Consider the following 15,075-nt stretch of genomic DNA (forward strand, 5'->3'; position numbering starts at 1 on the left):
GGTGCGTCGCCGCCGCAGGGTCGGGTCAGATCTCGATCGCGCCGACGGCGAGCATGACGATCGCGGCGATGGCTGCCGCGACCGCCGCGCCGAAGACGATCCACTCCGCACCGGTGAACACCCGCGGTGCGCGGCGGCGGCGGGCGACGACGAACAGGAGCGTCCCCGGAACGAGCACCAGCATGGCCAGCAGGACGTACTCGCCCCCGGCCGCGGCGAGCAGGAACAGTGTGTATCCGGTGGCACAGACCGCGACGACGAGTGCGGCGATCGCGCGGGCACGCCGCGTCGACCGCACATCGGCGACGGCGACCCGCACGCCGTAGCCGGCGGTCAGCACGTAGGGAATCAGGGCGAAGGCGCTCGTGAGACTGAGGGCGACGTTGAACGCATTGGTGGAGAAGAGGACGACCACGAGCAGCACCTGCACGAGCAGCGTCGACATCGTGAGCGCGCCGACCGGCACGTCCTTGTCGTTGGTGCGGGCGAAGACAGGAGGGAGGTCGCCGTCGCGCGCGGCGACCAGGAGCACCTCTGCGGCCATGAGCGTCCACGACAGGTAGGCGCCCAGAACCGCGACGATGAGTGAGATGCCGACGAACGCCGCTCCCCACGGACCCACGACCTCGGCGAGCACCCCGGCCATCGAGGGCTGGTCCAGCTGGGCGATGCGCTCGCGCGGAAGGATGCCGAACGACACGATCGTCACCGACATGAAAATCGCCAACACGCTCACGAAACCGAGCACCGTTGCCCGCCCGACGTCACGGCGCCGCCGCGCGTGCCGCGAGTACGCGCTTGCCCCCTCGACGCCGATGAAGGCGAAGACGGTGACGAGGAGCGTCCCGCGCACCTGGTCGTAGAGAGCGGCATCCGCAGGGCCGCTGAGGTTGGCCGCGAACACCGCCGGGTCGAACGCGAAGAGACAGAGCAGCACGAACACGACGATCGGCAGCACCTTCGCGACGCTCACGACACGATTGATGGCGGCTGCTTCCCGCGTGCCGTGGCGCACGAGCAGGAAGAACACCCAGAGGCCCACCGACGACAGCAGGACGGCCAGAGGGGTGTCGCCGCCCTGCACGCCCGGGAACACGGCACCCACGGTCGACATGATGAACACCCAGTAGAAGACGTTGCCGGCGCAGGCGCTCGCCCAGTAGCCGAAGGCCGAGAGGAAGCCGAGGTACCGACCGAAGCCGGCGCGGGCGTAGGAGTACACACCGGCGTCGAGGTCGGGCCGTCGTGCGGCCAGTCGCTGGAACACGAGCGCCAGCAGGAACATGCCGGTACCGGCAAGTGCCCAGGCGACCAGCGCGCCGATCACGCCCGTTTGTGTGGAGAAGGTGCCCGGCAAGGAGAAGACGCCCGCTCCGACCATCGACCCGACGACGAACGTCGACAGGGTGAGGGTGGAGACGGTCGTGGGGGCGGTTTCCGACCGGGGGGCGGGGTGTGACACAGCGGAACTCTCCGGCCGCAGACCCGGGCGGCGCGGCCTGTCCTACCCTAACGGCGACACGGGAGGCGCTCGACGCCGTGGCGCGCGCGCCTCTACTGTGGGGGCGGGAGGTCGATCATGCAGTTCGAACACCTCGGGGCTCGGCCCCGCATCCACCCCGACGCCGTCGTCTCACCGACCGCCGTCATTTCCGGCGACGTGGAGATCGGCGCAGGATGCCAGGTGCTGCACGGGGCGGTGGTGACCGCCGAGGGCGGGCCCATCACGCTCGGCTCCCACGTCATCGTCATGGAGAACGCGCTCATCCGCGCCAGTGCGGCGCACGCGGTGCACATCGGCTCGCACGTGCTGGTAGGTCCGACCGCGAGCATCTCCGGCGCCACGATCGGCGACGAGGTGTTTCTCGCCACGGGCATCCGCGTGTTCAATGGCGCGCGCATCGGCGATCGTGCGGAGGTGCGCATCGGCGCGATCGTGCACGTGCGCACCGTGCTGGCGCCGGATGCCGTGGTGCCGATCGGCTGGGTGGCCGTGGGCGACCCCGCGCAGCTGCTCTCGCCCGACCGTCACGAGGAGATCTGGGCGCTGCAGAAAGAACTCGACTTCCCGGGGTTCGTGTTCGGCCTTGACCGGGAGACACCCGACTTGATGATCCAGCTCACCGAGCGCTATGCCGCGGCGTTGGCGCGTCACGCCGACGACCGCCGCGTGGACTGAGCCCGCGGCGGCCGCCGACGCGGCACTCACCCGGTGTTCTGCAGTCCGGCCGAGACGCCGGACACGCTGAGCAGCAGCAGGCGCTGCCAGTGCGGAAGTTCGGCGTCGTCGTGGTCGCCCGTGCGGAGCGTGCGCAGCGCACGCAGCTGCAACAGTGACAGGGCATCGACGTAGGGGCTGCGCATCTTGACGGCCCGCTGCAGCACCGGCTTGTTCGACAGCAGTTCGTCGCCGCCGACGATGCGTACGACCCAGTCGCCGGTCAGCTGCAACTCGTCGACGACGAGGTCGGCGAGGTCGCTCCGATCGCCCAGGTCGAGGTAGCGACGTGCGATGCGCCCGTCCGCCTTGGCGAGGCTCATGCCGACGTTGTCGATGACCGTGCGAAACAGCGGCCACTCGGCGTAGGCGCGGCGCAGCAGCTCGACGTCGCCGACGGCCTCCAGCGCCGACCCCAGACCGAACCAGCCGGCGAGGTTGATGCGGGCCTGCGACCACGCGAACACCCACGGGATCGCCCGGAGATCTTCGAGCGACTCGACCGACAGGCCGCGTCGCGCCGGCCGCGAGCCGAGGGCCAGCAGGCCGATCTCCTCCATCGGGGTGACCGTGGCGAACCACGAGGCGAAGCCGGGTGCCTTCACGAGGGAGAAGAAGCGCTCGCGCGAGGCGGCATCCATTGTCGCCGCGACGTCGGCGTACCGCTCGGCGGCGGCACTGTTGCGGGTCTCGATCGACGGCGCGGAGGCCAGCAGGACTGCGGCGGCGACCTGGTCGATGTGCCGCATCGCGATGTTCGGATCGCCGTAGCGCGCGAAGATCACTTCGCCCTGCTCGGTGAGTTTGAAGCGGCCGTCGACGGAGTGCGGCGGCTGCGCGAGGATCGCGGAGTTGGCCGGCCCGCCCCCACGTCCGAGGGCGCCGCCGCGGCCGTGGAAGAGAGTGAGCTGGATGCCGCTGTCCTTCGCCCACGCGGCGATCTTCGCCTGGGCTTCGTAGAGGGCGAGATTCGCCGCGACCGGGCCGACATCCTTCGAGGAGTCGGAGTAGCCGAGCATGACCTCCAGGCGCCGGCCGGTCGCCTCCAGGCGTGCGGCGAACTGCGGGTGCTCGACGATCTCGGCCATGATGCCGGGGGCAGCCTGCAGGTCGGCGAAGGTCTCGAACAGCGGGATGACGTCGAGCACCGGCGGCGTGCCGCTCGGGCCGACGGCGAGGCGCGCCAGTTCGTGGACGGCCGCCAGATCGCGTGCCGACGTGGTGAACGAGACGATGTACCGGCCCGCGGCGCGCGGTCCGTAACGGTGCTGGATCTGCGCGATGGTGCGGAACACCTCGAGCACTTCTTCGGCCTGCGGGCTCAGCGGCTCGCCGCTGGCCGCTTCGGCGAGCACCTTCGCGTGCACGGCCGAGTGCTGACGCACCTCGAGCTCGGCGAGGTGGAAGCCGAATGTCTCCACCTGCCACAGCAGCTGCTGCAGGTGTCCATAGGCCTGACGGGGTGCGCCGGCCTCGACGAGCGAGCGCTGTACGGTCTGCAGATCGGCCAGCAGCACGTCGGGGTCGCGGTAGGCGAGATCGGCGTCGCGTTTGCGTGTGGCGGTGATGCGGCGAGCGATCAGCAGTACGGCGCGCTTGTGCGGCTCGACCTTGGCGCGCTTGGCCGCGTCGGCGGCGCCGTCCTCATCGGCATCCGCCAGACGCTGCAGCAGCGCGAGGAGTTCCGCATTCGGCGGCGTGGTGTCGTCGGACAGCGTGAGCGTCTTCGCGATGCGCACCGCCGAACGCTCCAGACCCAGCAGGATGTGCTCGGCGCCGATGGCCGCGGCCTTCTTCGTCACCGCCGCGGTGACGAACGGGTTGCCGTCACGATCGCCGCCGACCCAGGTGCCGAGGCGGACGAAGGGGCGAACGACGGGCGCGCGTCCGCCGGCGGCGGGGCCCTGGAGTGCGTCATCCACCCGCCGGTAGACATGCGGTACCGCGGTGTACAGGGTCTCGTCGAAGACGGCCATGATGGCGCGCACCTCGTCGACCGGGGTCGGCTTCTCGGCGCGCAGGGGAGCCGTGCGCCACAGCGTGTCGATCTCCTCCAGCATCCGCCGCTCTGCGCGCCGCTCGCCGGCGCCGCCCTGCAGCGAGGCGTCGTGCTCGGTCAGGAGCGTCACGAGGCGTCGGATGCTGGTGGAGACCGCGCGTCGACGCGCCTCGGTCGGGTGCGCGGTGAACACCGGGTGGAAGCGCATGTCCTGCAAGCGCTTCAGCGCCGTGTCGTCGCCGACCTCGGCGGCGAGACGCACGAATGCGGCTGCGACGGAATCGGCGGCGTCTTCGCGCTCGGGCCGACCGTCGCGCTCGCGCAGCACGCGCACACGCTGATGCTCCTCGGCGAGGTTGACGAGGTGGAAGTACACCGTGAAGGCACGAGCGACTTCTTCGGCGCGCTCGACCGAGAACGATTCGGCGATCGCAGCGGCACGTTCGAAGGCTTCGGGAGACTCGTCGGTGTACGCGGCGATCGTCGCGACCCGCAGCCGTTCGACGTCCTCATAGAGCCCCGGCGAACCACTCTCGCGGAGCACGCGGCCCAGCAGAGCGCCCAGCATGCGCACGTCGGCGCGCAGACGCTCGGGCAATTCGCTCTCGGCCTCATCGCGCCCGACGATGTCGATCGCTTCGGTTCGGGTGAGTTCACGCATGAGACCACGCTAATGGCACGGTGTTTCACATTTGTCACGGGGTAGAATTCAGGCGTCACATGGAGCCCCGCAGGGGCGCGTGATGGTGTGCCGGGAAGTCTGGTCGGCGATCGCCGTCCACCGACCCCCGGAGTGCCCATGTCGCTGTTGCGATCCGCCCGATTCCCCGCCGTGCTGCTTCTCGTCGCCGCCGCCCTCGGCCTGGCGCTGGCGAACTCTCCGCTGAGCGCGGGCGCCTTCGCGGTGGCCGACGCGCACGTCGGCATCCCCGGGGTCATGGACCTGTCGGTGCGGCACTGGGTGTCGGACGGGCTGCTCGCGGTGTTCTTCTTCGTCGCCGCCGTGGAACTGCGATTCGAGCTGACGAGCGGGCAGCTCGCGTCGCCGCGACGAGCAGTGCTGCCCGCGATCGCCGCCGCCGGTGGCGTGCTCGTGCCGATCGCGCTGTACCTGTCGGTCGCCGGATCGCCGACCACCGCGGGTGGCTGGCCCATCCCGACGGCGACGGATATCGCTTTCGCCCTCGGGGTGCTGGCGGTGTTCGGGCGCGGGCTGCCGCCCGGGGTGCGCGTGTTCCTTCTCGCCCTGGCGATCCTCGACGACATCGTCGGCATCGTCTTCATCGCCGTTCTGTTCACCTCGGGCGTCGATGTCGGGATGCTGCTGCTCGCTCTGGTCTTCGTCGTCGTGTTCGCCGTCTGCAGCCGCCTGCTCGCCACGCGGTGGCGCCGGTTCGCGCTCGTCGGCCTCGCCGTCTCGGCCATCGGCGCCTGGTACGCCGTCCATGAGTCCGGAGTGCACGCCACGATCGCCGGGGTGTTGCTGGGGCTCGTGATGGCGCAGCGCCCCGCGATGCGCACGCGCCACACGATCGAGCCGTGGGTCAACGCGGTGGTGCTGCCGCTGTTCGCGCTGTGCGCGGCACTGGTGGTCATTCCCGCCGTGTCCGTCGAGGAGTTGTCGCCCGCGTTCTGGGGAGTCCTTCTCGCTCTGCCTGTCGGCAAGGTCGTCGGCATCGCGCTCGCCGGGACGCTCGCTCAAGCGGTTCTGCGCGTGCCACTCGCCGACAGACTCGCCGTGGGCGACCTCCTCGCCGCCGGCGCGCTCGGCGGCATCGGCTTCACCGTCTCGCTGCTGCTGAGCGAGCTCGCCTTCGCGGGCGCCCCCGGCATCCGGGATCAGGCGACCCTCGGCGTGCTCGCCGGCTCGGCGATCTCGCTCGTGGCGGCCGGGATGCTCGTATCGTGGCGGGCATGGCATCACCGACGCCGCACTCCGGCGACCGTCTGATCACGACCGACTCCGCAGCGGCTTCCGCCGACGACGCCCTCCGGCGCGCCGCCGACGTCATGGCGGCGGTGCGCGAGAGATGTGTCTGGTCGGCGCGCATCACGCACGCCGACCTCGTGCCCTACCTCGTGGAGGAATCCGCCGAACTGATCGACGCTGTCGAGGCCGGCACGCGTGACGATCTTCGCGAGGAGCTGGGTGATCTGCTGTGGCAGGTGCTCTTCCACGCCGCCGTGGCTGCAGACGATCCTGATGATCCCTTCGGCATCGATGACGTCGCCGACACGCTGGTCGAGAAGATGGTGCGGCGCCATCCTCACGTGTTCGCGGATGCCGTGGCCACCACGCCCGAGGAGGTTCTCGTGCACTGGAACGCCGCCAAGGCGGCCGAGAAGCGCGAGCGGCGTTCCGTGCTCGACGGCGTCTCGCCGCACATGCCCTCGCTGGCGCTCGCACAGAAGCTTCTCGCCCGTGCCGCCCGACTCCCCGTGCCTTCCGTCGGGCGGGACGGGGCGTGGCGCGACGAAGCGGAGCTGGGGCGGGCGCTGCTCGAAATGGTCGCTGCGGCACAGGAGCGCGGGTGGGATGCCGAGCGCGCGCTGCGCGGCGCCATCCGCGGGCTGGAAGGCGACATCCGCGCCGCAGAGGCGCAGGCCGGCGGGCGTGACCTGGAAGAATGACACCGTGGCATCCGTGAACCCGCCGCGCGGCATGCGCGACTTCCTCCCCGCCGACAAGGCCCGTCGTGAGCGTGTGCTCGCCGTCATCCGCGATCGCTACCGCGCGCACGGGTTCGACGAGATCGAGACGCCCGTCGTCGAGGACTACGACCGGCTGCACGCGGGCATCGGCGGCGACAACGAGAAGCTCGCGTTCAACGTGCTCAAGCGCGGACTGGATGCCGACGCGATCCGCGCCGCCGCCGACGCGCCCGACGGCGTCGATGCCCACGCGCTCGCCGATCTGGGTCTGCGCTATGACCTGACCGTTCCGCTGGCGCGCTTCTACGCGACTCACCGCGCGGAGCTTCCCACTGTCTTCCGCTCGATCCAGATGGCGCCGGTCTGGCGGGCGGAGCGCCCCCAGAAGGGGCGTTACCGCCAGTTCGTCCAGTGCGACATCGACATCATCGGCGACGCGACGAGCCGGGCCGAGGCGGAACTGCTCGTCGCGAGCCTCGACGCGCTCGACGAGCTCGGGCTCGTCGGCGCCACCTTCCGCATCAACGACCGTCGCGCGTTGGACTGGATGCTCGCGCACTTCGGCTTTGCCGAGTCGGAGCGAGCGGGCGTGCTCATCACGATCGACAAGCTCGACAAGGTCGGCCCCGACGGGGTGATCGCCGAGCTCCGAGGCCGGGATGCCGCGGCCAGCGCCGTCGAGGCGTTCGACGCGTTCCTGCGGCGGCCGCAGTCTGACCACGTTCTACCGTTCGGGGAGCAGCAGATCCGCGCCGCGTTGCCCGCGGGTGCGCCTGACGACATCGTCGCCGATCTGGTGGCCATCGGGGCGGCTGTCTCGGCGGCGCGCGGCATCGGCGGCGGCGATCGCGTCGACGCTCCGCTCGAGTTCGACCCGTTCCTTGTCCGCGGCATGGGGTACTACACGGGCACGATCTTCGAGCTCGCGCACCCGAGCGTCGCATACTCGCTCGGCGGCGGCGGGCGCTACGACGGCATGATCGGGCGGTTCCTCGGCCAGGACGTTCCCGCCGTAGGGTTCTCCATCGGCTTCGAACGCATCGTCGACCTGCTCGAGACGGCAGCGGATGCCGGAGCAGCCGCCGTGGTGCTGGTGCACGATCGCGATGTGCCGGTCGGCGAGCTGGTGGCTCTGAAGGCGGCTCTCGTCGCCGACGGCGCCCGCGTGCGCCTGGAACAGCGCACGAAGAACCTCAAGGTGCTGCTCGAGCGCGCGGCCGCCGACGGGTACACCTCGTTCGCAACGGTCGCGGCCGGCCAGCCGCGCGACGCGCTCGAGACCAAGCCGCTCAGCTGAGCGGCGCCGGGGCGTGCTCCGTCACCGCCCGTTTACCCGCGAGCGGTGCAATCGTCAGCGTGTCCTCTCGTTCACGCCTTCGCCGCAGGTCGCGCCTGGTCGCGGCGCGTGGTGTCGTGCTCGCCGTGGGCGTCTCGGTTGCCGCCAGCGTGTTGGTCACGCGCCGTGTGCTGACGCGGCAGGCGGCGATCGCCCGCCGCCGCATCGGCAAGCCTCTCGGCGAGATCGCGCTCGACGCAGATCGGCGTTGGCGCGCCAAGTTGCCCGGTGAGCCGATCGAACTGCTGGTCGTCGGTGACTCCATCGCCGCGGGGCTGGGCGCGGAGCGGCCGAAGGACGTGCTGGGCGCCCGCCTGGCCAAGGGCATCGCCGCGTTTCTCCAGCGGCCGGTGCAGCTGCGGACGGTTGCGGTCGTGGGTGCTCAATCCGTCGATCTGGCCGGCCAGCTCGAGCGTCTTCCGGAGGGGTACCGCGCGGATGCCGCGGTCATCATCGTCGGGGGCAACGACGTCACGCACCGCACGCCGGTGTTGACGGCGGCGGCGCAGCTCGAAGTGGCGGTACGGGCGCTCCGCTCGGCCGGCACCGCCGTCGTCGTCGGTACGTGTCCCGACCTCGGCGCGCTGCGCCCGGTTCCCCAACCGCTACGCAGTCTCGGAGCGCAGGCGTCGCGCCAGCTCGCCCATGCGCAGGCGGCGGCCGCCCGGCGCGCCGGCGCGCGTGTCGTCTCGCTCCGCCGCGCCGTCGGCCCGATGTTCATCGCCCACCCCGAAGACATGTTCAGTCTCGACAGATTCCACCCGAGCGCGCTCGGCTATCGGCGGACGGCGGACGCGCTCGTTCCGGAGATCGTCGCCGCTCTCGCCGACGGCTCGGTGTCTGGTGAGGCGCCCCGCCGGTGAGGGGGCGCCGCGTCGAGAGAGGCGACCTACATCTGTTCTAGTTGTCATAGAATAGATGCGAGGAGGCGCCATGCTGATCCGCACCGATCCGTCGAGCGATGTCCCGCTGTTCGCGCAGATCGCCGCGTCGGTCCGCGCGGATGCCGCCGCCGGTCGGTTGCGCCCGGGTGACCGCTTGCCGTCGGCGCGCGAGGTGGCAGCTGCCCTCGAGGTGAACCTGCACACCGTGCTGCACGCGTACCAGCAGTTGCGCGACGAGGGACTGCTGAACATGCACCGCGGACGCGGCGCGGTGGCGACGTCCGCTGTTGCCGATCTCGCGCAGCTCCGTGACGACATCGCTGCCCTCACATCCCGTGCCCGCCGTCTCGGCCTGAGCGCCGAGGCGCTCGGCGCCCTGATCCGCCACTCAGCCGAACCGACCCCGGAGGTATCCTCATGACCCCCCAGCCCCCTCGTGTGATCTCCTCCTTCGTCGCGGTCGCGGTGATCGCGCCGGCGGTGACCACCGGCGTCGCGGTTGCGCTCCAGCTGATGGCCGCGACCTCGCTGCCCGACCCGATCGCGATTCACTGGGGTCTGTCGGGTGCCGCGGATGGGTGGGGACCCGCATGGCTCACGCTGCTGCTCACCGTTGGGGTCGGTCTCGGCCTGCCGTGGTTGCTGGCGGCATCCGCCGTCGTCGGACTGCGCCGCGGCGACCGTGGGCCGGTCTATCGCCTGTTGGCCGCCATCGCGGCTGCGACATCCGTCTTCCTCGCCGCGCTTTCGACCGGATCCGTGCTCATTCAACAGGGCATCTCGGCGGCAGCAGATGCCCCGTCGATCGTGCCCGTCCTCGGCCTCGCCGGCGCTCTCGCGGTCATCACAGGGCTCGGCGGCTGGTTGCTCCAGCCCGACGAGCGTTCCACGCCCTCCACCCGCACAGCGACGATGGACCCCCCTCTCGGGTCGACCGAGCGCGCTGTGTGGGCACGCCAGGTCAGGCTCGCGCGTGGAGGGCTGGTCGTGCTGGGCGGCGCCCTGCTGCTTCTCGTCGCGGTGAGTGCCATCACGATCGCCGTGAGCGACAACGCCGCCGTCACGGCCATCCTCCTCGCTGTTGTGGTGCTGATGGTGGCCACGATCGCGATGACGGTGGTCTTTCAGGTGCGGGTGGACGCCACAGGTCTCGCGGTCGCATCCGCGGCCGGCTTTCCCCGCGTCCACATCCCGCTGAGCGACATCGAACGTGTCGAAGTCGTCGACGTGAGTCCGATGGGCGAGTTCGGTGGGTGGGGTCTGCGCTGGGCGCCGGGCGGCGGTTTCGGCGTCGTGATGCGCTCGGGTCCCGGCATCCGCGTCCACCGTGTCGGCGGGAAGGTCTTCACGGTTACGGTCGACGATGCCGAGACGGGCGCCGCCCTACTGTCAGCCGAGCGCGAGCGCACCGAGCCCAACCGTTGACCCGGTCGCGCCGAGCGAGTTTGCTGGGGGCATGACCGACGTCCCACTCGCGGCGGCCCACGCCGTCGACCGCTACCTCGTCGAGATGCTCGTCGGCTCGGATGCTGCTCTCGACGCCGCCGTCGCACATCAGCGGGCGGGGGGCCTGCCCGACATCGAAGTCGCCCCCACGAGCGGCAAGCTGCTCTGGTTGCTCGCGCGCATCTGCGGCGCCCGTCGTGTGCTGGAGATCGGCACGCTCGGCGGCTACTCCACGATCTGGCTCGCGCGCGGCATCCCCGACGGCGGTCGCGTCGTGACGATCGAGGCGGAACCGCGCCACGCCGAGGTGGCGCGCACGAGCATCGACCGCGCGGGTGTGGGGGAGCGGGTGGACATCCGGGTCGGCCGCGGAGCCGACGTGCTCCCGACGCTCGTGGACGAGGAGCCCTTCGACCTCGTTTTCATCGACGCCGACAAGGAGTCGAACACCCTCTACCTCGACTGGGCCGCAAGGCTCGGCCGGGCGGGCACGCTCGTCGTCGTCGACAATGTGGTCCGCGCCGGGCGCGTCGCCGATGACGCCGACGACAGCACGCAGGTGGCCGGCGTGCGCGCCGGTCTGCGCATGCTCCGCGATGACCCCCGGTTCACCGCGACAGCTCTCCAGACTCTGGATGCCAAGGGGTGGGACGGCATCGCCCTCGCGCTCGTCGTTTGATCCGGCACCGGGCACGTCGCCTCGGCATCCAGGTCACTAGACTCGAAGACGGAGCAGGAACACACCCGTGACGCTCCGAGATTCACCCTTCACAAGCAAGGAGTCCCCTGTGGCACTGATCGAGGCTGTAGGCGCACGCGAGATCCTGGATTCGCGTGGCAACCCGACCGTCGAGGTGCAGGTGTTGCTCGACGACGGCATCGTCCAGCGCGCGGCCGTCCCCTCCGGCGCATCCACCGGCGCCTTCGAGGCGTACGAGCTGCGCGACGGCGACAAGAGCCGCTATGGCGGAAAGGGCGTCCTGAAGGCCGTCAATGCCGTCATCGACGAGCTCGGCCCGGCCATCGAGGGCGTCGAGGCGAGCGAGCAGCGCGTCATCGACGAGATCCTGATCGCCACCGACGGCACCGAGAACAAGTCGCGCTGCGGTGCGAACGCCATCCTCGGCATCTCGCTGGCCGTCGCCAAGGCTGCGGCCGACAGCGCCGACCTGCCGCTGTTCCGCTACCTCGGCGGACCGAACGCGCACGTGCTGCCCGTTCCGCTGTTCAACGTCATCAACGGTGGCGAGCACGCCGACAACGGCATCGACTTCCAGGAGTACTTTCTCGCCCCCATCGGTGCGGAGACCTATGGCGAGTCGCTGCGCTGGGGCACCGAGGTCTACCACGTCCTCAAGGGCGAGCTGAAGGCCGCGGGCTACAACACCGGCCTCGGCGACGAGGGCGGCTTCGCCCCCGACCTGCCCAGCAACCGCGAGGGCCTCGACTTCCTCATCAAGGCGATCGAGAAGGCCGGCTTCACGCCTGGCAAGGATGTCGCCGTCGGCCTGGATGTCGCCGCGACCGAGTTCTACAAGGACGGCGTCTACACCGTCGAGGGCAAGGCGTGGTCGGCTGAGAAGCTGACCGACTACTTCGCCGACCTCGTCGCGAACTACCCCGTCGTCACGATCGAGGACGCCCTCGCCGAGGACGACTGGGAGGCGTGGAAGCACCTCACCGACGCGATCGGTTCCAAGGTCCAGCTGGTGGGCGACGACCTGTTCGTCACCAACCCGGTACGCCTGCAGAAGGGCATCGACCTCGGTGTTGCGAACGCTCTGCTGGTGAAGGTGAACCAGATCGGCACGCTGTCGGAGACCCTCGACGCGATCTCGCTGGCCACCCAGAACGGCTACCGCTCCATGCTGTCGCACCGTTCCGGTGAGACCGAGGACACCACCATCGCCGACCTCGCCGTCGCCGTGAACGCCGGCCAGATCAAGACCGGTGCCCCGGCGCGCAGCGAGCGCGTCGCGAAGTACAACCAGCTGCTGCGTATCGAGGAGGAGCTCGGCGACGCCGCGGTCTTCGCCGGTCGCGGCGCCTTCCCCCGTTTCAAGGGCTGAAGGTCACGGTCTCAGGCCAGCGAATCGTACGACTGTCCGGGGTGCCGCACGACGCGCGCGTGAGCGCGACGTAGGCTGGAGCCCATGACGAGAGAGGGAGCCGGGCGCGCTGCGCCGGCTCCCTCTTCCCGTTCTCCACGCGGGCGCGTCGACGTGCGCGCGTGGGCGGGCGGCATCCGCTTCTCGGCCTTCACGGTCATCATGCTCGGCCTCGTGGTGCTCGCGGTGTTCACCCTGGTTCCCACGGTCGGCACGTACCTCGGTCAGCGCCAGCAGATCTCGTCGCTGACCCACTCCGTCCAGGTCTCGCAGGCCGACGTGGCGTCGCTGCAGCAGCAGAAGGACCGCTGGAACGACCCCGCCTACGTGACGTCGCAGGCGCGCGAGCGGCTGTACTACGTGCGCCCCGGCGAGGTCGTCTACCTGGTCGACAACGATCTGCCCAAGACCGCGATCCCCGCAGAGCAGGGTGCGGTCAGCGCGCAGGTGCAGGAGACCCGCGTGGACTGGATGACCCAGCTGGTGCGTTCGGTCGCCGGTGCGGGCCTCGCCCAGACCGCCGCGGTGCCGCCCGCCGCTCCCGCCGGCTGATCCAGCAGTCGGTCAGCGCACCCCGGTACCCTGGACGGGTGTCGCACCCTGTTCTGACTCCTGCCACCGACGCCGACCTCGAGGTCATGCGTTCCCAGCTTGGGCGACCGATGCGCGGCGTGGTCGGCATCGCCGCGCGGTGCGTGTGCGGCAACCCCACGGTCGTCGCCACCGAACCCCGTCTGCCGGACGGCACCCCTTTCCCGACGTTCTACTACCTGACCCACCCCGGGGCGACCGCGGCGATGTCCGCGCTGGAAGCGACCCAGGTCATGCCCGAGTTCGCCGAACTGCTCGACTCCGATCCCGAGGTCGCGGCCTCTTATCGTGCCGCGCACGAGGCCTACCTCGCCGACCGCGCGGTCTACGGGGACGTGCCCGAGATCGCCGGCATTTCGGCCGGGGGGATGCCGACACGCGTGAAGTGTCTGCACGCGCTCGCCGGCCATGCCCTGGCCGCGGGGCCTGGCGTCAACCCCATCGGCGACCTCGCCTTGGCACGTGGCGAGTGGTCGCCGCAGCGGTGCACCTGCGTCGCCGTACGGAGCGACGCGTGAGGTTTCGCCGCGTCGTGTCGATCGCGGCGACACTCGTTCTGGTTGCGCTGGTCGACGTCACTACGGCCGCAGCAGCTCTCCCGGCTTCAGCCGCCGCATCCGCCACCCCTCCGCCCGCGGCCACCGATCCGGCGCGCGCGGCGGAGTACTGGCTCGACGAGTACGGCGTGCGGGCGGCGTGGCAGACGACCCGTGGAAAGGGTGCGACGATCGCCGTCATCGACACCGGTATCGGGCGCGCTCCGGTGGAGTTCTCCGGAGCCGTCGTCGGCGGTGCGGACTTCTCCGGAGCGGGCTCGTCGGACGGTCGCACGCCGGTTGGAGCGGTGGATGCCAACCACGGCAGCTGGGTCGCATCGCTCGCCGCGGCGCGGGGCACCGGTGCCGACACCGGCATGATCGGCGTCGCCCCGGAGGCGAATCTCCTGTCGCTGTCGATCGGCTTCGGTGCGGCATCCGCGGTGCCGTTCGTGCAGCAGGTCGCCGATGCCATGAAGTGGGCCGTCGACCACGGCGCCGACATCATCAACCTGTCCTTCACGACCAACACGCTGACGTGGGACCCCTCCTGGGACGACGCCTTCCAGTACGCGTTCGATCACGACGTCGTCGTCGTGGTCGCGGCGGGAAACAAGGGCAGCGGCACCGAGGAGGTCGGTGCGCCCGCGACCATTCCGGGGGTGCTGACCGTGGGCGGGGTCAACCGGGCGGGCGTCGCCAGCGAACAGGCCTCCACCCAGGGCATCACGATCGGCATATCGGCCCCGAGCGAGCAATTGCTCGGCGTCTCGGCCGACGGTCAGCTCGTGGTGTGGGACGGGACGAGCGGCGCCGCGCCGATCGTGGCGGGCATCGCCGCACTGATCCGGTCGGCGCATCCCGACCTCGACGCCAACAACGTGATCAACCGCATCATCGCCTCGGCGCGGCGCGCTCCGGCAGCGACGAAGGTACCGGACGAAAAGTACGGTTATGGGCTGATCGACGCGAATGCCGCCGTCAACGCCTCAGTGGCGAGCGTGAACGCCAATCCGATGGGCAGTCTGTCGGATTGGGTGCGCCTGTACCGGCGGGCCGATGCCGGACCTCAGCCGACGCCGACGTCCACGCCCGTGGACATCCCGCAGCTACCGAAGGCGGAGACGCTCGAGCATCGTTCGCCTCTGCTTCCCAGCGCCGATACCCTCCGCTATGGCACGGTGCCGCTCGTGGGGGTCACGCTGACGGCTATACTGGTCGCGCTCGGTGTCACTGCTGCTGCCCGGCGCATCAGATCGGAGCGCGCACCTCGTCCTCCGAGCCGTTGATCCAAGGAGTGCTTCC

General features: G+C 70.5%; 14 protein-coding genes. 12 read left to right on the plus strand and 2 right to left on the minus strand.

Going from position 1 to position 15,075, the window contains the following annotated elements; all coding sequences use genetic code 11:
• Positions 1–25 precede the first annotated feature (25 nt).
• On the minus strand, positions 26–1,462 hold the full coding sequence (locus ITJ43_RS13980; protein WP_194584457.1) for a basic amino acid/polyamine antiporter: 1,437 nt from the start codon (positions 1,460–1,462) through the stop codon (positions 26–28).
• A 117-nt stretch (positions 1,463–1,579) separates the two neighbouring features.
• On the opposite strand from ITJ43_RS13980, the gene ITJ43_RS13985 reads away from it, so the two are divergent.
• On the plus strand, positions 1,580–2,179 hold the full coding sequence (locus tag ITJ43_RS13985; RefSeq protein WP_194584458.1) for a gamma carbonic anhydrase family protein: 600 nt from the start codon (positions 1,580–1,582) through the stop codon (positions 2,177–2,179).
• 26 nt (positions 2,180–2,205) lie between these two features.
• On the opposite strand, the gene ITJ43_RS13990 is transcribed toward ITJ43_RS13985, so the two are convergent.
• Positions 2,206–4,878, minus strand: coding sequence for a phosphoenolpyruvate carboxylase (locus ITJ43_RS13990; RefSeq protein ID WP_194584459.1), 2,673 nt, complete (start codon positions 4,876–4,878; stop codon positions 2,206–2,208).
• A gap of 138 nt (positions 4,879–5,016) precedes the next feature.
• Here ITJ43_RS13990 and ITJ43_RS13995 point away from each other — a divergent pair, with 138 nt between their 5' ends.
• From ITJ43_RS13995 to ITJ43_RS14045, 11 genes are all read left to right on the plus strand, one after another.
• On the plus strand, positions 5,017–6,168 hold the full coding sequence (locus ITJ43_RS13995) for a Na+/H+ antiporter NhaA (RefSeq protein WP_194584460.1): 1,152 nt from the start codon (positions 5,017–5,019) through the stop codon (positions 6,166–6,168).
• Positions 6,132–6,848: a MazG family protein gene (locus tag ITJ43_RS14000; protein WP_194584461.1), complete on the plus strand. Its 717-nt coding sequence runs from the start codon at positions 6,132–6,134 to the stop codon at positions 6,846–6,848. The genes ITJ43_RS13995 and ITJ43_RS14000 overlap by 37 nt, the downstream gene beginning before the upstream one ends.
• Before the next feature lie 31 nt (positions 6,849–6,879).
• Positions 6,880–8,166 (plus strand): histidine--tRNA ligase, encoded by a 1,287-nt coding sequence (locus ITJ43_RS14005; protein WP_228495945.1) that lies wholly within the window; start codon positions 6,880–6,882, stop codon positions 8,164–8,166.
• Between the two features lie 59 nt (positions 8,167–8,225).
• Entirely contained in the window at positions 8,226–9,068 is an 843-nt protein-coding gene (locus tag ITJ43_RS14010) for an SGNH/GDSL hydrolase family protein (RefSeq protein WP_416361081.1), read from the plus strand.
• Positions 9,069–9,138: 70 nt separating this feature from the next.
• Entirely contained in the window at positions 9,139–9,510 is a 372-nt protein-coding gene (locus ITJ43_RS14015; RefSeq protein WP_194584463.1) for a GntR family transcriptional regulator, read from the plus strand.
• Positions 9,507–10,514 (plus strand): DUF1648 domain-containing protein, encoded by a 1,008-nt coding sequence (locus ITJ43_RS14020; protein WP_194584464.1) that lies wholly within the window; start codon positions 9,507–9,509, stop codon positions 10,512–10,514. Before ITJ43_RS14015 ends, ITJ43_RS14020 begins: the two co-directional genes overlap by 4 nt.
• A gap of 31 nt (positions 10,515–10,545) precedes the next feature.
• A complete protein-coding gene (locus tag ITJ43_RS14025) occupies positions 10,546–11,214 on the plus strand; it encodes an O-methyltransferase (RefSeq protein WP_194584465.1) in 669 nt (222 codons plus the stop codon).
• Between the two features lie 109 nt (positions 11,215–11,323).
• The gene (gene eno, locus ITJ43_RS14030; RefSeq protein ID WP_194584466.1) at positions 11,324–12,604 is read left to right on the plus strand and encodes a phosphopyruvate hydratase; all 1,281 of its coding nucleotides are present in this window, start codon (positions 11,324–11,326) and stop codon (positions 12,602–12,604) included.
• A gap of 84 nt (positions 12,605–12,688) precedes the next feature.
• Positions 12,689–13,195 carry an FtsB family cell division protein gene (locus ITJ43_RS14035; RefSeq protein ID WP_194584467.1) on the plus strand — a complete coding sequence of 169 codons (507 nt, stop codon included), beginning with the start codon at positions 12,689–12,691 and terminating at the stop codon, positions 13,193–13,195.
• A gap of 86 nt (positions 13,196–13,281) precedes the next feature.
• Positions 13,282–13,752: a DUF501 domain-containing protein gene (locus tag ITJ43_RS14040; protein WP_194584510.1), complete on the plus strand. Its 471-nt coding sequence runs from the start codon at positions 13,282–13,284 to the stop codon at positions 13,750–13,752.
• Complete coding sequence (locus ITJ43_RS14045) at positions 13,749–15,059, plus strand: S8 family serine peptidase (RefSeq protein ID WP_323741242.1); 1,311 nt, start codon at positions 13,749–13,751, stop codon at positions 15,057–15,059. The genes ITJ43_RS14040 and ITJ43_RS14045 overlap by 4 nt, the downstream gene beginning before the upstream one ends.
• Positions 15,060–15,075: the final 16 nt, after the last annotated feature.

Source organism: Microbacterium sp. VKM Ac-2870, from assembly GCF_015350795.1.
In the GTDB taxonomy this organism is placed as follows: Bacteria; Actinomycetota; Actinomycetes; order Actinomycetales; family Microbacteriaceae; genus Microbacterium.